This is a genomic window from Microbispora sp. KK1-11 (assembly GCF_006874435.1).
GTDB classification, from domain to species: domain Bacteria; phylum Actinomycetota; class Actinomycetes; order Streptosporangiales; family Streptosporangiaceae; genus Microbispora; species Microbispora catharanthi.
Genome location: NZ_VIRJ01000062.1, coordinates 1 through 18,927 on the forward strand (window position 1 = coordinate 1; position 18,927 = coordinate 18,927).

Here is an 18,927-nt window from a genome sequence, read left to right on the forward strand (position 1 = left end):
CCGAACCGTCCCGCCACCCGCGCGAACAACACATCCAGCCCGGCCACCCACTCTTGAAGGTCGCCCGCGGTCAGCTCATCAGACATGATCCAGAACTATAGATCACAAAACCTGGCTGTAGTACTAGATCAACTCGTGTCGGTGGGCGGCCGTGGCGGCTTGCACGCGACTGCGTACGCCGAGCTTGGCGAGGATGTTGCTCACATGCGCGCCCGCCGTCTTGACCGAGATGAACAGTTCCTCGGCGATCTGCCGGTCGGTACGGCCGTCGGCGACCAGGCGCAGCACGTCCCGCTCGCGCGGCGTGAGGCCGAATTCGCGCTCCTCGGCCGACTCGGTCTCACCCTGCACGGCGAGGGGGGTCCGGGCCAGGCGCGCCAGCCGTTCGATCCGGGCGCTCAAGGGATCTGCCCGCAGGCGGCCCGCCTCGCGGGAGGCGTTGGTCAGATGGGAGGAGGCCGCGACGCGGTCTCCTGTTTCCGCGGCGTGTTCCGCGGCCCGCAGCAGGGCCAGAGCCTGAGGGTATAGCTCGCGAAGATCTCTCCACGCGGCCCCGACGCGGGCCCAAAGGCCCGGCTGTCCGGTCGCGGCGGTGTAGGCGAGGCGGTGGGCCTCCTGGACGGGCCCGATCACCGGCAACGCCGCCACGGTCGCGGCCAGGCCGGGTACGGCCAGGGATGCGCCCGCTTCGATCACCGGCCACAGGTAGCGCGGGCTGGAGCCGCCAACGCCCTCACCGCATCCGCCCGAGCCAAGGTGAGCCTGCGCATCGCGCTGGGCGACGACGCGGTACGGGCCCGCGCTGCCCTGGCCAGGCACCTCCGCGACCACACGCCTTGGGGCGCGCAGGTCGAGGTCACCGAGGCGGAGATCGCGCAGCCGTACGCGGTCGACACCCGAGGTCCGGCCTTTGACGCGGCACGCCGCGCGCCTATCAGCGGGCCTTCGACGCCGACGTGGTCGATCTCGGAGGCGGCGGCGCCATCCCCTTCGTGGCGGAATTCGCCGCCGCGTACCCGAGGGCTGCCGTCCTCATCACGAGCCCGGGAGGCGATCCGGCCAGCCGCGCCCACAGCACCGACGAGAACCTGCACCTGGCCGACTTCGAACGCGCCTGTCTCGCCGAGGCACTCCTGTTCACCGAACTCGCCGACTGGCCGAGGACGTGATGAGATCAGCGACGCCTCCTCTACCCGATCACGCGGGTCGACGATGCTCCGGGGCCAACGCGCACTCCGCCGTTTCCGGGAGCGAGGAGCCGATGGAGAGCCGTTGGCGCTGAGAAGGTCAAGACGCACTGACGGATGAAACATCCTCACTTGTAACCGCATCAATCACTATGAGTTGATCTCGACCGATATGGCCCTACCCGTGCGGGCTATGCCTGCGGAATTTCTGTCTGCCGAGCAGAGGGCCGCCTACGCTTCGTTCGCCGAGGTGCCATCGCTGTCAGACTTGGAGAAGTTCTTCTTCCTCGACAGCTTCGACCGGAATGTGATCGCGCAGTCGAGGGCCGATTCTCACCGGCTGGGCGTCGCCGTCCAGATCGGGACCGTTCGGTACGCCGGCTTCGGGCTGGGCCGGGTGAACATGTCGAAGGTGCGGCTGCTGGGCGAGTCCAAGGCGTTGTCGGCGGCGCCGGGCGGGCGGCGCGTGCTGGCCGCCGTGCGCCGGTTGCCGGAGCTGTCGCGACGGCAGGTGAGCAAGAAGCCGCTGCTGTGGTACCGAGCTCGACGACCTCGCCCTCGAGGGCCTCCTGCAGGACATCCAGCCAGGCGTAGACGCCGCCACAGGCGGAGAAGGACGCAAAGCGCAACCGGTCACCATTGCACGTCACCACCGGATCACGAACGATCCCCCGCAGATCAACGGCGGACCGGGGCTGTTCGTCCGGGTCGACGGAGAGATCGACGGTGTGCTGGCGATGCGGCTCGAGAACGGCTACGTCACCGGCGTGTACCACGTGCGCAATCCCGAGAAGCTGTCGCATGTGGAGCGGGAGACCGCCGTGAGCCGCTGAGGCCGCCGTTCGCGAAGCCCGGCCCGCCATCGATCTTTCGCGCCGTACGGCATAGGTTGTCTGGTGTCGTCCCCCGGTGTGAAGGCAGGTCCTTGTGACTCACGAACTCAGCCACGAGCGGTTCGAGACCCTCAAGCGCGAATTCGAGGCGATCGACGGCGATGGCGACGGCTTCATCACCGAGGCGGAGCTGCGGTCACACTTTCCGGCCCTGCCGCCGGAGGCGATCGGCGCGCTCGACCGGGACGCCGACGTGGACGCCGACGGCCGGTTCTCCCTGGAGGAGTTCATCCGTCTGACCGGTGCCCGCGACTGAGGCACTTCACCGCCGGACGTATAAAAGTGCGTCACACGCAAATTTACGCCTCACGCATCTTTGCGCCACGCGCAAGTAGTTGTATGGTGGTCCTGTGAGCAGGGAAGGCGAGCGTCCAGGGCTGCGTGAGCGCAAGAAGCAGGAGACGCGCATCGCGCTGAGCTGGGCGGCGATCCGGCTCGCCGTGGAGCGCGGGCTGGAGAACGTACGCGTGGAGGACATCGCCGCGGAGGCCGGCGTGGCGCCGCGGACCTTCAACAACTACTTCTCCAGCAAGGGTGAGGCGATCGCCGCCAGGCACCTCGACCGCGCCCGCCTGATCGCACAGGAACTGCGCCGCCGTCCGGCGTCGGAGTCCCTGTGGGAGGCTATCAAGATCGCCGTAATCACCCAGCTCGCGATGGGCGCGAGCTACGACGCCAGACAGCCGGACCAGCAGTGGCAGACCGGCATTCGGCTCATGGTCAGCGAGCCCTCGCTGCAGGGCGAGATGCTCAAGGCCAACGCCATCGCCGAGGACGAACTGGCCGCCGCGATCGCCGAGCGGACCGGCACCGACGTCGCCCGCGACCTCTACCCGCGCCTGGTGGCGGGCGCGGCCGGGGTCGCGATCAGGGTGGCGATGGACCAGTGGTTGCGGGCCGACCCACCGGTGCCCGTCAGACCGCTCATCGAGGACGCGCTCGACCGGCTCTCCGCCGGACTGCCCGAGCCCTGACAAACGAACGCCCCCGCTGGGGCGTTCCCGAACTCCCGATGTGACGTGCCACGCCGGCACGCCGCTCGGTCTTTCACGCCCTGACACAGGGGCGCCGTAAGCAACCACGCCGCCCCGTCATTCGCCATGCCGGAAATTCGCCACGCCTTCCATCAGCCACGCCTTCCATCAGCCATGCCTTCCATCAGCCATGCCCGCGGAATCCCCAAGGAGGACCGCCATGACCGCCGACGTCGTGATCGCCGGAGCCGGACCGAACGGGCTCATGCTCGCCTGCGAGCTGAGCCTGGCCGGAGTGCGGCCGATCGTGCTGGAACGCCTGCCCGGGCGCACGGAGGAGAACCGGGCCAACGGACTGGTCGGCCAGGTCGTACGCGCCCTCGACCGGCGCGGCCTGTACGAACGCCTGAGCGGCAGCGCCGAGCCGCCCCGGCCGGCCCCCGCCTTCGTGTTCGGCGCGATGCCACTCGACCTGAGCAGGCTCGACGACAATCCGATGTACGGCCTGGCGGTGCCACAGCGCCGGATCGAGCAGGTGCTGGAGGAGCGCGCCCTCGAACTCGGCGTGGAGATCCGCCGGGGACACGAGCTGACCGGGCTCTCCCAGGACGAGGACGGCGTCACCGCGGAGATCGCCGGACCCGAGGGGACCTATCGGCTGCGCACCCGCCACCTCGTCGGCGCGGACGGCGGGCACAGCGTCACCCGCAAGCTGTGCGGCATCGGCTTTCCCGGGGTGACCAGGGACGACTCGGTCTCCCGCGGCGCGCACGTCACCGTGCCCGCCGAGCTGATCGACCCGGTCACCGGTGGGCTGAACGTGCCCGGCTACGGACCGATCCCCCCGTTCATGCACCACCGCACCGACCATGGTCTGTTCGTGTACGCGCCGTTCCCCACCAGAACGCTCGTGAACGCCACGGAATGGCACCAGGACGGCGGCGACCAACCGATGAGCCTGGACGAGCTGAGGGAGAGCGTGCGCCGCGTGCTCGGCGTCGACCTGCCGTTCGGCCCGCCCGAGGGTCCCGGCCCGCACCAGTTGCGCCGCCTGAGCGGCGGCAACACCCGCCTGGCCGAGCGCTTCCGGGACGGCCGGGTGCTGCTGCTTGGCGACGCCGCGCACGTGCACAGCGCGATCGGCGGACCCGGCCTGAACCTGGGCCTCCAGGACGCGATCAACCTGGGCTGGAAGCTGGCCGCCGAGATCCACGGCTGGGCCCCGCCCGGCCTGCTCGACACGTACGAGACCGAGCGGCGGCCGGCCGCGGAGCGCGTGGTCATGCACACGCAGGCGCAGTCGGCGCTCATCGCCCCCGGGCCCGAGGTCACGGCGCTGCGTGTACTGCTCACCGAGTTGCTGCGCGACGAGCGGACCACCAAGCGCATCGCGGACATGATGTCCGGCGCGGACATCAGGTATGACCTGGAGGGAACCCACCCCCTCACCGGGCGGCCGGCCCCCGACCTGGTGCTGGAGACGGAGACCGGCTCCGTACGGCTGGCCGAGCTGACCAGGACGGCCCGGCCGCTGCTCATCGACCTCACGCCGGACGCCGCGCTCGCCGGGGCCCTCGACGGCCGGCGCGACCGCGTGGACCTCGTCACCGCGAAGACGAGCCAGGCCGGCCTCCCCACCGCGCTGTTGCTGCGCCCCGACTGCTACGTGGCCTGGGCGTCCGACTCCCCCAGGCCGGACGCGAAGGAGCACGACACCCTGCGTACGGCCCTGGCCTCCGCCTTCGGCACCGCTCGCTGAAGGGTCAGGCGAAGGCGGCGAGGATGGCCTCGGTCGTGTCGATCTGGGCGATCCGCGGCAGGATCACCCCGAGAGCGTTCTCGTGGGCCGAGGCGACCAGGTCGGTGACCGCGTCGGAGGCCACCGCGATCTCGTAGCCCCGCTCCCGGGCGCCGCGCGCGGTGGACTCCACGCCGATGCTGGTGGAGATCCCCGCCAGCACGATCCCCGTGATCTTCCGGCGGCGCAGTTGCAGGTCGAGCTCGGTGCCGTGGAAGGCGTCCCAGCCCCGCTTGGTGATCGCGATGTCGGTCGGCCCGTCCGGCACCCGCTCGTCGTACTCGGCGAAGTCGGGCGCGGGCGCGATCGCGGGCCCGGGCGCGTCCGTCCGGGCCCGCAGCACGTCACCGCCGTCGGGGGAGAACGCCACCCGCACCCGCACGACCGGAAGGCCCCGCTCGCGCGCCGCCCCCGCGAGCCGGGCGGCGTTGGCGACGACCTCGGCCGCCGGATGCGCGGTGGGCAGGGCGGTGATCCCCTTCTGCAGGTCGATCAGGACGACGGCCGTACGGTCGTCGAGCAGCGTGACGGGCATGTGTGCTCCTTCAGAGATAGACAGCCGAACTGTACAGTCATGCTGAATAGATTGCCAGCAAGGCTGTACATCTCGGCTACGCTGAGCCCATGAGGGACGCGTCCGAGGTCGCCGCCGAGCTGCGGCTCGTGGTCGGGCAACTGGTCAGGCGGGTGCGCGAGGACGACCCGATGCCTCCGGGGATCGTCGCGGTCATCGGCCTGCTCGGGCGGCAGGGCCCGATGACCACCAGTGACCTCGCCGCCGCCCGGCGGGTGCGCCCGCAGTCGATGGCCCGCACCGTCGGCCAGCTGATCGACCAGGGGCTCGCCGAGCGCGGCACGCATCCCGTCGACGGCCGCAAGGCGCCCGTCTCGCTGACCGCCGCCGGGCTCGACGCCCTGGAACAGGTGCGCGCCCGGCGGGCCGACTGGCTCGCCCAGGCGATCGAGGACACGCTGTCTCCCGCCGAGCGGGAGACGCTGGCGGGCGCGGTGGACCTGGTTCGCCGCCTCGTCGACTGGGAGCCGCCCGGGCCGGGCCGCAGGACGTGAGCCGTCAGCCGGTGGCGCCGGACAGCTCCGGATTCTGCTGGCGGATGGGCGTGAAGAACGCGGCGACCGCGATCAGCAGGCAGGTCGCCCCGGCCAGCAGGCAGACCACCGCGACCCCGTGGCGCTGCGCGCCCCAGGTCAGCACGGCCGCCCCCGCCGGGCCCAGCGCGTAGTGGATCGTCCAGAACGCCGAGGTGACCCTGCCGAGCAGGTGGTCGGGGGTGACCTGCTGGCGCAGCGACATCGAGCAGATCCCGGCCACGCTGACGCAGGCGAGATAGGCGGCGGCCGTCCCCGCGGCCACCGGGAGGCCGGTGGACACGCCGAGTCCCACGATGGCGAGCCCGGCGACCGTGATCGCCCCGATCCAGGACGCGCCGAACCCCAGCCGGCGGCGTACGGGACCGACGAGGAGCGAGCCGGCGACGGTGCCCAGCGCGGCGACCGCGAGCACCACCCCCACGGCGCCGTCGGGCTGGCCGAGGTCGTGCTTGAGGTGGTAGATCAGCACGTCGGTCAGCCCGAGGGTCAGGAAGATGAAGAACGACAGCAGGACGGTCAGGGCACGCAGCACCGGCTGCCGCCACAGGAAGCGGGCCCCGGCGAGCAGCTCGTGCCAGGGCCCCCGTGCTTCCTCCGGCGAGGGCGAGGGCGAGGGCGAGGGCGCCGGCTGCCGTCTGAGCCGGATCAGCAGGATGCCCAGCGCGGAGACCCCGAAGCTGGCCGCGTTGATCGCGATGGCGGCCGTGGGGCCGAACCAGCCCGCCACCACCCCGGCCAGCAGCGGCCCGCCGACCCCCGCCGCGGCGGCGGTGGCGCCCAGCCGTCCGTTGGCCTCGGTGATCCGGTCCGCGTCGACCAGGCCCCGCACGGCCGTGACGTACGCGACCTGGAAGACCATGCCGATCGCCTCGCTGAGCGGCAGGACCACGTAGAGCAGCCAGACCTTCGGCCCGAAGGCCCAGGCGACCGGGACGATGCCGTACAGCGCCATCCTCGCCACGTCGCACCAGATCAGCAGGCGCCTGCGGTCGAGCCGGTCGACCAGGACCCCGGCGAAGACCCCCGCCGCCACCGACGCGGCGCTCGCCAGGCCGGTCAGCAGGCCCATCTGCGCGACCGATCCGGTCACGTGCAGCACGAGCAGGGGAACGGCGATGAGGGCGAAGGAGTCCCCCGCGACCGACAGCGTCTGGGACGCCCAGAACACGGAGAAATCCCGGTTACGCCACAGCTGTGATCCCTTTGCCACCCCACCATGCTGCCGTACGTAGATCAGGTGCGGGGGCGGCGGACGACGGGGACGGGCTGGCCCCGGCGGGCGGCCTCGGCCTTCAGGCGCTTCCTGAGCATCCTGCCCTGGCCCAGGAACGAGCGGTTCCGCTCGCGACGGCTCCCGGAGAGGCTCCAGTCGTTCAGGGCCCGCTCGACCTTTACGCTCAGCCGGTCGCCCTCCCCCGTCGCGGTGCCGACGAGCACCACGTTCTCCTGCCACTCCATCTTTGGGCCGTGCCCATGGAAGGTGAGGCACACCGGCCCGCCGACGGCCTCGACGCCCGCGGGCAGCAGCAGGTCGAAGCCCGCCTCGGTGCGTACGGCCGAGCGGGTGCGCACGGCCAGCGGCATGCCGCCGGCGTCGACCATGGTGACGACGGGCTCGCCCAGGCGGGCCGCGCGGCCGGCGAAGGGCCGCCAGTCCGCCGGCGCGACGGACCTGCTCGGCAGCCGGGGGCCCTTCGGAGCGGGGTCGGAGACGGGCGCGGCCGCCTCACCGGGCCGGGTCCACACCTCCGGTGTCCGGGACAGGTCGCCCTCGGGCCACCAAACGATCCGCTCCGGGGTGACCTCGACGTAGATGCGGGCGAAGTACCACCCCAGCCGCTTCGTCAGGAACCACGGCATCCCGGCGAACCCGGAGCCTGTCTTGGCCAGGGACTCCCGGACATACCTGTCGGTGTTGGCCTGCAGATCGGCGTCGCGTACGGCGGCGCGGCCCTGCACGAGGACGATGGGCGGCCGGTAGAGGCCGCTGCCGTCGGCGGAGGAGAACAGCAGCGCGACCCGCGGGTCGCGGCGGGCCCGCTCCGCCTTGTCGGGATAGGTGAGGCCGGTGCTCACGTCGAGCGTGCCGCCCGCGCCGACGTACGGCGTGACCGGCCAGGTGACGGGCCGTCCGTCACGGGTGAGCGAGGCGTACTCGCAGACGACGGCGCGGTCGAACAGCTCTGCCGCCTCGTGCGGCCAGGTGGTGGTCAGGGTGGTCATCATGACTCCAGAGGTGCGGGCAGGGAGATGGAGGCGCCGTACAGCCGGGCGAACCGCCGCTGGTAGGCGGGCCACCAGAACAGGCGGAACATCAGCCGGGCCACGACCGGCAGGTCCGCGAGCGCGGCCGTGAGCAGGGCGGGGCCGGCGCTGGAGGCGAGCCAGCCGAAGATGACGGGGATCCTGCGGCGGCCGAAGTCGGCCGTCGCCTGGCGCTTGTCCGCCTCGATGTCGTCAGGAGTGAGGTGCCGAAGCATCAGCGGCACGGCCGTGCGCTCCTCGTGGTCGAGGTGCTCGTTGAGCAGCTCGTGCAGCCGCCGCAGAGCGGGAGCGCGCTCCGGCAGGGGCACCGCGCGGTCGGCGGCGACCGCCACGAGCGGGTCGAGCACGGCGTGCTCGGACTCCAGCTCGGCCAGCACGTCCGCCGCCTCGGGGGCGTGGGCGACGAGCGTGGGCCACAACGTGCTGTCCTCGTGGGTGTGGTGGGCGTGGAGCATCTCCAGCAGGAGCGCGAGCTGCTCCTCCAGGAGTTCCTCGTGCTCGCCGTCCCGGGGGCCGCGGCACGCCTCGGCGAGGCGGCCGAACTCCGCCCGGAAACCGGCGTGCATCAGCAGGAAGCCGGCGAGGTGTTCTTGTGTGATCATCTGTTCCCTCACTTCGGTTGGGAACAGCGTGCTTTTCCTGCCCTTATGAGCACTTGTCGAGGGCTTGTCGGGCCCTTGACAGCCAGTAGCCCGCGCCCGCCTCCTCCAGGACGCGCACCGCCTCCCGCAGATGGGCCCGCGCTCCCTCGCGGTCCCCCAGCGCCAGCAGCGCCTCGCCCAAGTGGCCGTCGTACGCCCCGTCGACGGTGGTGCAGGTGCCGTTCACGTGCAGCAGGCCGGCGAAGGGAAGGAACGCGTCGTAAACCTCCCGCACGACGTCCATCTCGCCGAGCCGGATCGCCGCGTGCAGCCGGCACATGGTGGCCATCGCCCAGTGGTAGTCGCGCGGAGGGGGAGGGGTCTCACGCAGCAGCCGCAGAGCACGCTCACGCTCGCCCAGGTCCGCCAGCGCGTACGCCAGAACGTAGGCGAGCCCCGCCAGGCCCGTACGCCGGAGCATCTCCTCGATCCATTCCACCTCCGCGCCGAGGCGGTCCTCCTGCAGGAGCGTCTCGGCCCGAATGGCGAGCATGCCCACCTCGAAGTACGCGAGGTCGGAGAAGGACAACGTCGCCCTGACCGGCTCGAAGTGGCGGGTCGGCTCCGGCACGCCCTGGAACAGGTCGAGCCCCGCGTGCGCGATCGCCGCCTGCAGCGCCAGCGTCGGGTTGTGCAGGCCGCGCAGCAGGGCGTCGGTCTCCGTCAGCAACCCGCGCGCCTCCGCCACCCGGCCGTACTCGACGAGATGAGCGACGAGGTGCAGCTGTGCGATCACCCTGAGCTGGGACGACAGGTCCGGCTCCGCCAGCAGGCGCCGCGCGGTCTCGGCCAGCTGGTCGATGAAGTCCTGCCCCTGCATGGCGAGCAGCCGCAGATGGAGCACGCGCCGCAGCAGCATGGGGTCGTCCAGCCGCTCGGCCGCCGCCACCGCCTGCGACGAGACCTCGTCGACCTGGTCCTCGCCGCCGGTCTGGGCCAGCACGACGGCCCGCACGGCCTGCGCGGACGCCCAGGCGGAGGCGTTGCGCGGCAGCTCGCGCACGGCGCGGTCCATCGACTCCCGCAGGACGCGCACGTCCAGGCCATGCCGGAACGGGACCCAGACACCGTGCCCCATCGCGATGTCGGCGGCCCTGACGGCCCGCTCCAGGTCGTCTCCGGCGAGGGCCAGCGCCTGTTCGATCGCCTCGTAGCCCTCGTCGTACCGCCCGGCGGCGTAGCGGCTCTCGGCCAGGCCGACCGCGAGCTCGAACCGCTCGGCCGCCTCCGCCCCGGCGAGCTCGGCCGCCGCCAGCGCCTCCTGCCACGAGGTGACCGCGTCGTCGGGCGCGTGCCTGCGCATGGCCGCACGCGCGGCACGGGCGGCGTAGTCCATCGCCATGCGGGCCGGCTGCGGGCCCAGCTCGGCCGCCGCCAGCCAGTGCCGCGCGATGGTCGCCGCCTGGTCGTCGCGGTCGCCGTACGCACGGGTGAGCACGCCGGCCAGCCGGGCGTGCACGCCCGCCCGCCAGAGGCGGGAGCGGCGCGACAGCAACGCGTCGGTCACCAGGGCGTGCGCGAACGCGTACCCGCCCAGCCCGGCGCCCGACTCGCGGATCAGACCGGCCGCCAGCGCCGCGTCCAGCGACGGCACCAGGTCGCCCAGGTCGCGCCCGGCGACCTCGGCCACGACCCGCGCCTCGAACTCGTCGCCCGCGACCGCGGCCAGCTCCAGCAGGGCGGCCGTCTCCTCCCCCAGCCCGGCCACCCGGTGCAGCACGACGTCGAGCACGCCCTGCGGCAGCTCCTCACCCGCCCGGGCCAGCTCAGCGAGGAAGAACGGGTTCCCCCCGGTGCGGCCACGCAGTTCCTCGGCCTTCCGGCTGCCCGGGTCACGGCCTGACAGCTCCCGCACGAGCGCGCGCACCTCCACGGCCGCGAGCCCGTCGAGCCCCAGCCTGCGCGCGCCGAGCCGGGACAGCGCCGACAGGGTGGCGGTCAGCGCCGACGCCTCGTGCCGCCGGAAGCTGGCCACGACCAGCAGGCCCGGCCGCGCGGTGGACGCGACGTGGACCAGCAGGCGCAGCGTCGCGTCGTCGGCCGCGTGGACGTCCTCCAAGACGACGGCGACCGGACCGAGATCGGCCAGGAACGTCCCGACCGCCTCGAAGAACCGCAGCCGCGCCCCCTGCGCGTCGTACGCCGGGATCGCCTCCACCCCGCCCGACAGGAACGTGCGGACCTCCCCGGGCAGGACGGCGCCGGGCGCCGCGTCCGCGAGGTCGCGCAGCACCTGCTCCCACGGCCACAGAGCGGGCGCCGTCTCGTGGTCGGGGCTCGACCCCCACCCCACCGGGACGCCGGCGGTCGCGCGGAACCTCCTGAGCAGGCTGGTCTTGCCGACACCCGGCTCGCCGTCCACGAGCACGATCTGCCGGGCCGTGGACGCCGCCTTCATGGCGCCGGCCAGGAACTCCAGCGCGCTCTCGCGTCCCACGAACGGTCCGTGGTCCTCGCGCCGCCCGGGATCGCGTCGTCCGGGATCGGGCCGTCTCGGGGGCGGCGCGGCGGGCCTTGCCGCCGCGGTCAGCGCGGCGTCCTGGCGCAGCACGGCGGTCTCCAGCTCGCGCAGCCGGGGCCCCGGATCGATGCCGAGCTCGCCCGCCAGCACCTCGCGCACCTTGCGCAGGCACTCCAGCGCCGCCGCCTGACGGCCCGACCGGTAGTGGGCCAGCGCGAGCAGTTCCCAGGCCCGCTCCCGCAGCGGGTGGTCGTGCACGAACGGTTCGAGCCGCGCGACCACGTCCGTGTGGCGGCCCAGCTCCAGCAGTGCCTCCGCCAGCCCTTCGACCGCGTCGAGCCGGAGCTGCTCCAGGCGGGCGATCTCCGGCCGCGCCCACTCCTCGGACCGCGCGTCGGCGTACGCGTCGCCCCGCCACAGGGCGAGCGCCTCGGTGAGCACGGCCGCCGCCTGCTCGTGCCGTCCCTCGCCCAGGTGTGCCGATCCCGTGGCCACGAGCGCGTCGAAGTCCCGCGTGTCGAGATCGATCCCGCCGGTCATCAGGCCGTACCCGTCCGCCGCGCTGACCAGGACCGTGGCCGGCGCCCCGGCTTTCCGGCCGGGTTCCAGGCGGCGGCGCAGGTTGGAGACGTACACCTGGAGGCTGCCCTGGGCACTCGCGGGCGGGCTGCCGCCCCAGAGCCGGTCGGCCAGCATGTCCGCAGGGAGCACTCGATCGGCGTTCATCACGAGGAGGGCCAGGAGCGCTCGCTGCTTGGGCGGCCCTGCCGGCACGGCCTGCCCTGCCACGACGAGTTCCATGGGACCGAGGACGTTCAGCCGCACGGGCCAATGCTAGAGAGACGGCTTGAACCGGTCCAGCCGTAACTTTCCCGGCCCACCGGACGGCGCCGGCGGGGATACGATCACCCGGCAGCTCGGACGGCAGACGAGCCGAGGAGAGGACCGCATGGCTGACGAGGACACCACGATCCGGCTCATCCGGGTGGACGACGCCGAGGTGATCGCGGCGCACCGCGCCCGCGACAGACGGGCGTACGCCGCCTGGGAACCGGCCCAGCCCGACGAGTTCTACACGGCGGCCGGGCAGCGCCGGCGCATCGAGACGCTGCTCGGCGAGCACGACCGGGGCGAGCGCTGGCCGGCGGTCATCCTCGCGGGCGGCGAGGTCGTCGGTCAGGTGACCGTGAGCACGATCCTGCGCGGCCCCTTCAGGAAGGGCTTCCTGGGCTACTGGGTCGCCTCGGCCTTCGACGGCAGGGGGCACGCGACCCGGGCGGTGAGCCGGATACTCATCGTGATGGCCGAGGAGCTCGGACTGCACCGCGCGGAGGCGCACACCCGGATGGACAACCTGGCCTCGCAGCGGGTGCTGCGCGCCAACGGCTTCCGCCCCTGGGGGGTCGCCCACGCCCACATCTTCCTCGAGGGCGCATGGCATGACGAGGTGTTCTGGGAGCGAACGCTGGACGACGCCCCCTCGTCTTGACCATTGCCTGGGACACCAGTTGCCCGCCCCCGGCGCGTCGCGTGCCGTCGTATGACCATGACCCCGAAACTCACTCTCCGTAACCGACTCGCGGAGGAGGAGTTCGTGGTCTCAATCGACCGTCGGGGATTCGCCAAGCTGGCCGGGCTGGGCGCGGTGGGATCGGTCATGAGTCCGTCCCTGGGCACGGCCCCCGCCTCGGCGGCGCGCGCGCCGTACGCGGGAGAGCGCTGGCAGACCTGTCTTCGGGTGGCGCGCGACCACCTGCTCGTCGACAATCATGGCAACGATCTCAAGCACCGCTACCTGCAGGTGCTCATCGACAACGGCCTGCCCAGGACCCGCACGCCGAAGAAGGTCCTGATCGTCGGGGCCGGGATCTCCGGCCTGGTGGCCGCGACGCTGCTGAAGCGGGCCGGGCACCACGTCACCGTCATCGAGGCCAACGGCAACCGGATCGGCGGCCGGATCAAGACCTTCCGGACCGGCTTCCGGGACAGGCGGCAGTACGCCGAGGCGGGTGCCATGCGCATCCCGGACTTCCACCCGCTGACGCTGGCGCTCATCGACAAGCTGGGGATCACGCGCCGGCCCTTCTACAACGTCGACGTGCCGCCGGGCGCCGTCCCCCGCGGACCGGTGCCGCCGGTCGTCTACACCTCGTACACGGGACAGGAGTGGCGTTCCGGCCCGCCCAAGGGCGCATTCACGGCGCCCCCGCGCATGAACCACACGTTCATCCACGTCAACGGCATCACCCAGCGGCGCGACGAGTACGCCAGGGATCCCCGCAGGATCAACGCGTCGTTCGGCCTCAGGGACGACCGGACCGCGGCCGAGATCCTCGACACCGCGCTGGACCCGGCGCGGGACTACTTCTCCGTACGCAGGGGCGACAAGCGCATCGACAAGCCGCTGCCCGAGCAGATCGAGGGCTGGGCCCGCCTACTGTACGACTTCGACGGCTACTCGATGTACGCCTACCTCACCGAGCACGCGAAGCTCGGCGACGAGGCGATCGACGCCATCGGCACGCTGGAGAACCTCACCTCCCGGCTGCCGCTGTCGTTCATGCACACGTTCCTCACCCGCAGCCTCGTCAACCCGGCCGTGACCTACTGGGAGATGGTCGGCGGCAGCAGGGAGCTGCCGTACGCGCTGGAGCCGGGCCTGCGCGACGAGATCCGCATGGACCGCAGGGCCGTACGGATCGAGACGTCCGGACACCGCGTGCGCATCGCGACGGTCAGCGAGGCGGGCAGCACGGAATCGGAGTTCACCCGGCAGACGCCGCGGGAGACCTTCGAGGGAGACGTGGCGATCATCACGGTCCCGTTCTCCGCGCTGCGCCACGTCGAGATCGCGCCGGCCCTGTCCTATCGCAAGCGCCGCTCGATCATGGAACTGCACTACGACTCCGCCACCAAGGTGCTGCTGGAGTTCCGCAGGCGCTGGTGGGAGTTCACCGAGGAGGACTGGAAGCGCGAGCTCGGCGGCCGCTACCGCCCCGGGCCGGTGGCGCACGTGACGGGCGGCGGGTCGGTCTGCGACAACGCCAACCGGTTCATCTACTTCCCCTCGCACCCCGTGCCGGGCAGCGACGGCGGCGTCGTGCTGGCCAGCTACTCGTGGGCCGACGACGCGACCCGCTGGGACTCGATGGACGACGAGGAACGGTACGGCTACGCGCTGCGCGGGCTCCAGGAGGTGCACGGAGACCGCATCGCGGAGTTCTACACCGGCCGCGGCCAGACCCAGAGCTGGATGCGCAACCGCTACGCCTTCGGCGAGGCAGCGGTCTTCACGCCCGGCCAGATGACCGAGATCCACCCCGCCATCGCCGTCCCCGAGGGCCCGCTGCACTTCGCCGGCGAACACACCTCGCTCAAACACTCCTGGATCGAGGGCGCGCTGGAGTCGGCCGTACGCGTGGCCCTGGAGGTCAACGGCTGACGCGTACTCCCGCGGGGTCCTTCGTGCCCAGGGGCCCCGCGGGTCCACGCGAGCAGGCCGGGGGTCACCGCCCGGGATCCGGCTCGATCTCTGCTCGCATCGGCTGCCAGGGCGACGCGTCGAACACCAGCATGATCGAGACGATCTTGTCGTCGTCCAGGCGGAAGTGCTCGGCCGTGCGCTGCGTGCCGGCCGGCGTCGCGGTGTGCACGTCGTACACGAGCGTCGCCTCGGCTTCGCCGTACAGCTCGCTGATGAGGTCCACCCTGGTCACGATCGACACGAACCCCGGCAACGTCGCCAGATGCCCGGCCCGGTCGTCGGAACCGAAGAACGGGCTCTGGAACCGGAAGGGCTCCCCCAGATGCGCCGCGGCGGCGGTCGCGTCCCCGCGGAAACGGGCCTCGTGATACCCGCGTACGGCGCGGCGCGTCTGTTCCCGGGTGGTCATCGCTGGGATCCGATCTGACGAAGGTGGGCGGAGAGGCGCTGCTGGTTGGCGGTCAGGCGCAGGCACAGGTCACGCAGGACGACCAGCTCTTCGGGCGTGAACCCCTGGAACAGCGCCTTCATGGCGAGCCTCGACGGCTCGCGGAAGTTCTCGATCCACTCCCGGCCGGCCGGGGTGATCTCGGCGCGGACCGAACGCCGGTCATTCGGGTCGGGGACCCGGCGGGCCAGCCCGTCGCGTTCGAGGGTGTCCACCAGGCCGGTGACGTTGCGGGAGCTGACCCCGGCGGCCCGGGCGAGCTCGCCGATGCTGATCCCCCGCTCGCTCGCGGCGAGCCGCATCAGCAGGTCGAGAGCGCCCGCGCTGACGCCTCTGCCCTCGGAGCCGTGGGCGCGCAGGCGCTCGACGGCGTGACAGGCGGTGCGGACGGCCGCGCTCGCCTCGAACGCGCGCAGATCACCGTCCTCACCGGCGATCCACGCCATCGCCGCCCTGGCTCGCGGGTCGTAGAGAAAGCCGTCAGGATCATGCTCATAGGTATCTACGTCCTTCATAGTAAGAACGTAGATTAGTACCTACTTCCAGATTTGGCGATCTATTACTGGCGGCAGGCCGGCAGCCGTTATCAGCAGGGTGGGGCTTCGTCGCAGGCGGCCACCTCCACGCAGGCCGCCTCCGCGCTGCCGGTGGCCACCTGCTGGAGCAGGCCGTAGAGAGTCTCGCGCTGGTCGTGGTCGAGCGCGCAGAGCACCTCGTCCTCGACCGCGGCCAGCGCGAACTCGGCCTTCGCGAGCCGCTTCGCACCGGCGTCGGTGAGTTCGACGATGTGCCTTCGGCGATCCTCCGGCGACCGCCGCCGCTCGATCAGCTTCTCGGCCTCCAGGTCGTTGAGCAGCCCGACGACGTTGGTCCCGTCCATCTCCAGCGTGCTCGCGAGCGCCTGCTGGGTGCTGCCGCCGCGGTCCCGCAGCACCGTGAGGGCGACGAGGTGGCGGGGACGCAGGCCGAGCGGCGCGAGCACCGATTCGGAACGAAGACGCAGACGGCGCGCGAGGTGTTCGAGCAGCGCGCCGCACCGGTGCACCGGCTGGTTGACGACGGGCAGGGACGTCATGGTTCAACTTTAGCCGACTTGACCCGTCATTCACATAAGACTAATTATTGATGCAGCATCAACCATCTATGAGAGGTCATGAGATGTCTCATCTGCTGCACATCGACGCGAGCATCCAGGGCGAGCGTTCCGTCAGCCGCAAGCTCACCGCGCGGGCCGTCGCCGCCTGGCGCGCCGCGCATCCCGGGGGCACCGTCACCTACCGCGACCTGGGCGGCGCCCCGCTCCCGCATCTCGACCAGGAGAACGGCCTGGCCCGGATGGTCCCTCGGGAGCAGCACACCCCGGCCCAGGCGGCCTCGTGGGCGTTGACGGAACAGTTGGTCGGCGAGGTGAGGGAGGCCGACACGATCGTGCTCGGGCTCCCGCTCTACAACTTCGGGGCGCCCAGCGCCGTCAAGTCCTGGGTCGACCACCTCATCGCCCCCGGACTGTCGTACGACCCCGCGACGGGCGAGGGCCTGCTGGGCGGGCGTGACTTCCTGGTCCTCGCGAGTCGCGGCGGCGGCTACGGGGCGGGGACCCCACGCGAGGGATGGGACCACGCCGAGCCGTGGCTGCCGCACGGCCTCTCCATGACAGGCCTGCGGCCCCGCTTCATCACGGCCGAGCTCACCCTCGCCTACGTCACACCGTCGATGACCGAGCTGATCCCGCTGGCCGACAAGAGCCTCGCGGCGGCGGAGCAGGCGATCGACGGTCTCTGGACTCCCGCCGCCGTCGCGTGAGGGAGCCCGGCGGAGGCGGGCATCCAGCCGGCGAAGGCCCCTTCCCCGGCGCGGGAAAGGGGCCTTGGCCGTCGAGGGCGCCGGGCCGCGTCAGCCGCCGATGCCGGAGTTCTCCGCGGCGGTGACGATCGTGGTCGCGTCCTCCGGCAGGAGGTATCCGTCGCTCACCGACGCCTGCGCGGCCGCCCGCACCTTGCCCACGTAGTCGGCGTGCGTCGGGTAGAGCCGGGCGAGCACCGGCTCGGCCGTACGCGGCAGGAACGGGTCGGACGGGTCGCCTGCGTCGTGCCGGTCCCACGGGTCGGCGTCGCCGTTCCACGGGTCGCGGGAGCCGTAGAGTCCGCAGAAGACGCCGCTGCCGCTGGTGTCCCGCTCCCCCGTCAGCGTGCGGGTCGGCACCGTCACGTCGGGGAGCCGGATGCCGCCCGCGGCCAGGCCCGTGGCCGGGTCTCGCAGGTCGGGGTGCAGCAACGCCCCGCTCGGCGGCCGGGGCCCGCCCCTCGCCCAGGCGGCCAGGTGACGCAGCGCCGCGTTCATGGAGTAGTGGCCGGGTCCGTCGTTGAACGGCGCCGACCCGGCGGCGCAGTCGGCACTCGGCGCGGCGGAGCCCGCCGACTTCTGCACCGTCGCGTCACCGAGGTCGTAGGCCCACTGGTCGCCGTGGGCCGTACCGGCCAGCTCCCAGTGCACCACCCGGTCGGTGTCCGGCTGCCGGGCCACGAACGTCGTCGGCACGTCTGTCTCGGTGAGCACGACGAACGTCGGCACCGTCAGGTCCGTACGGATCCTGCTCGGGTTCGGCATCGCCAGCACGTCGAGCAGGCTGCCGCTGATCGGGGCGCCCATCGCGCCGTTGCTGTGGATCATGAATCCGTCGTAGACCTTCGACACGGGCTGGACGGCGTTGGCGTACGTCGTCATGAAGCCGGCCGACTGCGACTCGCCGTCGGCGAGCAGCGTCGTGACGTGCAGGCCGCCGAGCGGATCGGGCCCGTTCGGCGTGCGCAGCGCCTGCCCGGCCTGGGAGAAGATGTCGTACGCGTAGGCGTCGCCGGGGTGGACGAGGCTGCCGTACCGCGCCGGGTCCCAGCCCTTGAGACCGCGGATCTCGCCGAGGCCGCCGTTGACGCCGACATCCTGCGCCGAGACGCCGACCCACGCGTAGCCCTTGCGCAGCAGTTCGTCGCGTTCGAACCAGTAGTCCGGGGACAGGTCGATCTGGCCGCTGACGTTGAGCCACTCGACCACGACCGTGCCGTTGAACCTCGCCGGGTCGGCGGGCCGGCGGACCAGGAGCCGGGTCTTGTACGCGGCGCGGCCGGCCGCCCGGACGTTCCACCGGCCGTCAGAGGTCCAGACGCCGGACTTGGCGTAGGAGGTGGCGGCGCCCTCGATGAAGTACTCGCTCTCCGTGAAGCCGAACGAGCCGAGATCCTCCGCCGCGGCGAGGAACGGGAAGCCGTGGTCGCCGGCGGCCGGGACGCTGATGGCAGGGCTCGCCGCCGCGGCCTGGGCGGCCGGCGGGGCGCCGAGGAGGGCGGCGGCGAGCGCCGCCCCCAGCGCCGCGGCGGTGATCCGCCGCCGGGGGGACCGGACGGGTACGCGCACGGGTTACCTCCGTGAGACGAATGTCGGGGAGGCACAGTGTCGCCCGCCCCACCCGGCCGGGTAATCGGCGGAATCACCTGCGTTGGCGCTAGGGCCTGTTTCTTGGATCACGTGCGGAGCCAGATCACCAGGGCTGCCACGGTCACGGTGCCGAGATAGATGTAAGCGCGCTTGTCGTAGCGGGTGGCCACAGCCCGGAAGTTCTTCAGCCGGTTGATCGCCCGCTCGACAACGTTGCGCTTCTTGTAGCGCTCT

Annotated in this window: 19 protein-coding genes and 2 pseudogenes; 9 read left to right on the forward strand and 12 right to left on the reverse strand. The window is 72.1% G+C overall.

Annotated features, from left to right (window positions below; genetic code table 11):
- Positions 1-123 precede the first annotated feature (123 nt).
- The gene (locus FLW16_RS46075; RefSeq protein ID WP_312847196.1) at positions 124-831 is read right to left on the reverse strand and encodes a response regulator transcription factor; all 708 of its coding nucleotides are present in this window, start codon (positions 829-831) and stop codon (positions 124-126) included.
- A 125-nt stretch (positions 832-956) separates the two neighbouring features.
- On the opposite strand from FLW16_RS46075, the gene FLW16_RS42110 reads away from it, so the two are divergent.
- A complete protein-coding gene (locus FLW16_RS42110; protein ID WP_142566595.1) occupies positions 957-1,169 on the forward strand; it encodes a hypothetical protein in 213 nt (70 codons plus the stop codon).
- Positions 1,170-1,380: 211 nt separating this feature from the next.
- Positions 1,381-1,578, forward strand: a pseudogene (locus FLW16_RS42115) (DUF4158 domain-containing protein); the annotation flags it as partial.
- Here the strand turns inward: FLW16_RS42115 and FLW16_RS44295 are convergent.
- A complete protein-coding gene (locus FLW16_RS44295) occupies positions 1,521-1,706 on the reverse strand; it encodes a hypothetical protein (protein WP_185949846.1) in 186 nt (61 codons plus the stop codon). The pseudogene FLW16_RS42115 and the gene FLW16_RS44295 sit on opposite strands and share 58 nt — an antisense overlap.
- A 408-nt stretch (positions 1,707-2,114) precedes the next feature.
- Here FLW16_RS44295 and FLW16_RS42130 point away from each other — a divergent pair, with 408 nt between their 5' ends.
- From FLW16_RS42130 to FLW16_RS42140, 3 genes are all read left to right on the forward strand, one after another.
- Positions 2,115-2,336, forward strand: coding sequence for an EF-hand domain-containing protein (locus tag FLW16_RS42130; RefSeq protein WP_142566596.1), 222 nt, complete (start codon positions 2,115-2,117; stop codon positions 2,334-2,336).
- 94 nt (positions 2,337-2,430) lie between these two features.
- Complete coding sequence (locus FLW16_RS42135) at positions 2,431-3,054, forward strand: TetR family transcriptional regulator (RefSeq protein WP_142566597.1); 624 nt, start codon at positions 2,431-2,433, stop codon at positions 3,052-3,054.
- Positions 3,055-3,274: 220 nt separating this feature from the next.
- Positions 3,275-4,813, forward strand: coding sequence for an FAD-dependent monooxygenase (locus tag FLW16_RS42140; RefSeq protein ID WP_142566598.1), 1,539 nt, complete (start codon positions 3,275-3,277; stop codon positions 4,811-4,813).
- Between the two features lie 4 nt (positions 4,814-4,817).
- On the opposite strand, the gene FLW16_RS42145 is transcribed toward FLW16_RS42140, so the two are convergent.
- Positions 4,818-5,387: an isochorismatase family protein gene (locus FLW16_RS42145; protein WP_142566599.1), complete on the reverse strand. Its 570-nt coding sequence runs from the start codon at positions 5,385-5,387 to the stop codon at positions 4,818-4,820.
- An 89-nt stretch (positions 5,388-5,476) separates the two neighbouring features.
- On the opposite strand from FLW16_RS42145, the gene FLW16_RS42150 reads away from it, so the two are divergent.
- Positions 5,477-5,920 carry a MarR family winged helix-turn-helix transcriptional regulator gene (locus tag FLW16_RS42150; RefSeq protein ID WP_142566600.1) on the forward strand — a complete coding sequence of 148 codons (444 nt, stop codon included), beginning with the start codon at positions 5,477-5,479 and terminating at the stop codon, positions 5,918-5,920.
- Positions 5,921-5,924: 4 nt separating this feature from the next.
- On the opposite strand, the gene FLW16_RS42155 is transcribed toward FLW16_RS42150, so the two are convergent.
- The 4 genes from FLW16_RS42155 to FLW16_RS42170 are packed head-to-tail and all read right to left on the reverse strand — an operon-like array spanning position 5,925 to position 12,154.
- Positions 5,925-7,172 (reverse strand): MFS transporter, encoded by a 1,248-nt coding sequence (locus tag FLW16_RS42155; RefSeq protein WP_221891580.1) that lies wholly within the window; start codon positions 7,170-7,172, stop codon positions 5,925-5,927.
- Positions 7,173-7,195: 23 nt separating this feature from the next.
- The gene (locus FLW16_RS42160; protein ID WP_142566601.1) at positions 7,196-8,188 is read right to left on the reverse strand and encodes a pyridoxamine 5'-phosphate oxidase family protein; all 993 of its coding nucleotides are present in this window, start codon (positions 8,186-8,188) and stop codon (positions 7,196-7,198) included.
- Positions 8,185-8,829 (reverse strand): hemerythrin domain-containing protein, encoded by a 645-nt coding sequence (locus tag FLW16_RS42165; protein ID WP_142566602.1) that lies wholly within the window; start codon positions 8,827-8,829, stop codon positions 8,185-8,187. The genes FLW16_RS42160 and FLW16_RS42165 overlap by 4 nt, the downstream gene beginning before the upstream one ends.
- Positions 8,830-8,872: 43 nt before the next feature.
- Entirely contained in the window at positions 8,873-12,154 is a 3,282-nt protein-coding gene (locus tag FLW16_RS42170) for a BTAD domain-containing putative transcriptional regulator (RefSeq protein WP_142566603.1), read from the reverse strand.
- Positions 12,155-12,278: 124 nt separating this feature from the next.
- Here FLW16_RS42170 and FLW16_RS42175 point away from each other — a divergent pair, with 124 nt between their 5' ends.
- On the forward strand, positions 12,279-12,818 hold the full coding sequence (locus FLW16_RS42175; protein ID WP_142566604.1) for a GNAT family N-acetyltransferase: 540 nt from the start codon (positions 12,279-12,281) through the stop codon (positions 12,816-12,818).
- A gap of 105 nt (positions 12,819-12,923) precedes the next feature.
- Positions 12,924-14,771, forward strand: coding sequence for an FAD-dependent oxidoreductase (locus FLW16_RS42180; protein WP_312847197.1), 1,848 nt, complete (start codon positions 12,924-12,926; stop codon positions 14,769-14,771).
- A gap of 64 nt (positions 14,772-14,835) precedes the next feature.
- On the opposite strand, the gene FLW16_RS42185 is transcribed toward FLW16_RS42180, so the two are convergent.
- From FLW16_RS42185 to FLW16_RS42195, 3 genes are all read right to left on the reverse strand, one after another.
- On the reverse strand, positions 14,836-15,222 hold the full coding sequence (locus tag FLW16_RS42185; RefSeq protein ID WP_142566605.1) for a hypothetical protein: 387 nt from the start codon (positions 15,220-15,222) through the stop codon (positions 14,836-14,838).
- The gene (locus FLW16_RS42190; RefSeq protein ID WP_142566606.1) at positions 15,219-15,776 is read right to left on the reverse strand and encodes a MarR family winged helix-turn-helix transcriptional regulator; all 558 of its coding nucleotides are present in this window, start codon (positions 15,774-15,776) and stop codon (positions 15,219-15,221) included. Before FLW16_RS42190 ends, FLW16_RS42185 begins: the two co-directional genes overlap by 4 nt.
- 71 nt (positions 15,777-15,847) lie before the next feature.
- On the reverse strand, positions 15,848-16,336 hold the full coding sequence (locus tag FLW16_RS42195; protein ID WP_142566607.1) for a MarR family winged helix-turn-helix transcriptional regulator: 489 nt from the start codon (positions 16,334-16,336) through the stop codon (positions 15,848-15,850).
- 83 nt (positions 16,337-16,419) lie between these two features.
- Between FLW16_RS42195 and FLW16_RS42200 the strand changes: the two genes are divergently transcribed.
- Entirely contained in the window at positions 16,420-17,064 is a 645-nt protein-coding gene (locus tag FLW16_RS42200) for an FMN-dependent NADH-azoreductase (RefSeq protein WP_142566608.1), read from the forward strand.
- Positions 17,065-17,154: 90 nt separating this feature from the next.
- On the opposite strand, the gene FLW16_RS42205 is transcribed toward FLW16_RS42200, so the two are convergent.
- Both FLW16_RS42205 and FLW16_RS42210 read right to left on the reverse strand, forming a co-directional pair.
- A complete protein-coding gene (locus FLW16_RS42205; protein WP_142566609.1) occupies positions 17,155-18,672 on the reverse strand; it encodes an alpha/beta hydrolase domain-containing protein in 1,518 nt (505 codons plus the stop codon).
- A 107-nt stretch (positions 18,673-18,779) separates the two neighbouring features.
- Positions 18,780-18,927: pseudogene (locus FLW16_RS42210) on the reverse strand (IS5/IS1182 family transposase); the annotation flags it as partial.

Excerpts from the sequence above, each read along its gene's own strand:
- FLW16_RS42160 (WP_142566601.1), bottom strand. The coding sequence starts at position 8,188 with ATGATGACCACCCTGACCACCACCTGGCCGCACGAGGCGGCAGAGCTG.
- FLW16_RS42150 (WP_142566600.1), top strand. The coding sequence starts at position 5,477 with ATGAGGGACGCGTCCGAGGTCGCCGCCGAGCTGCGGCTCGTGGTCGGG.
- FLW16_RS42175 (WP_142566604.1), top strand. The coding sequence starts at position 12,279 with ATGGCTGACGAGGACACCACGATCCGGCTCATCCGGGTGGACGACGCC.
- FLW16_RS42200 (WP_142566608.1), top strand. The coding sequence starts at position 16,420 with ATGTCTCATCTGCTGCACATCGACGCGAGCATCCAGGGCGAGCGTTCC.
- FLW16_RS42190 (WP_142566606.1), bottom strand. The coding sequence starts at position 15,776 with ATGAAGGACGTAGATACCTATGAGCATGATCCTGACGGCTTTCTCTAC.
- FLW16_RS42185 (WP_142566605.1), bottom strand. The coding sequence starts at position 15,222 with ATGACCACCCGGGAACAGACGCGCCGCGCCGTACGCGGGTATCACGAG.
- FLW16_RS42145 (WP_142566599.1), bottom strand. The coding sequence starts at position 5,387 with ATGCCCGTCACGCTGCTCGACGACCGTACGGCCGTCGTCCTGATCGAC.
- FLW16_RS42195 (WP_142566607.1), bottom strand. The coding sequence starts at position 16,336 with ATGACGTCCCTGCCCGTCGTCAACCAGCCGGTGCACCGGTGCGGCGCG.
- FLW16_RS42140 (WP_142566598.1), top strand. The coding sequence starts at position 3,275 with ATGACCGCCGACGTCGTGATCGCCGGAGCCGGACCGAACGGGCTCATG.
- FLW16_RS42165 (WP_142566602.1), bottom strand. The coding sequence starts at position 8,829 with ATGATCACACAAGAACACCTCGCCGGCTTCCTGCTGATGCACGCCGGT.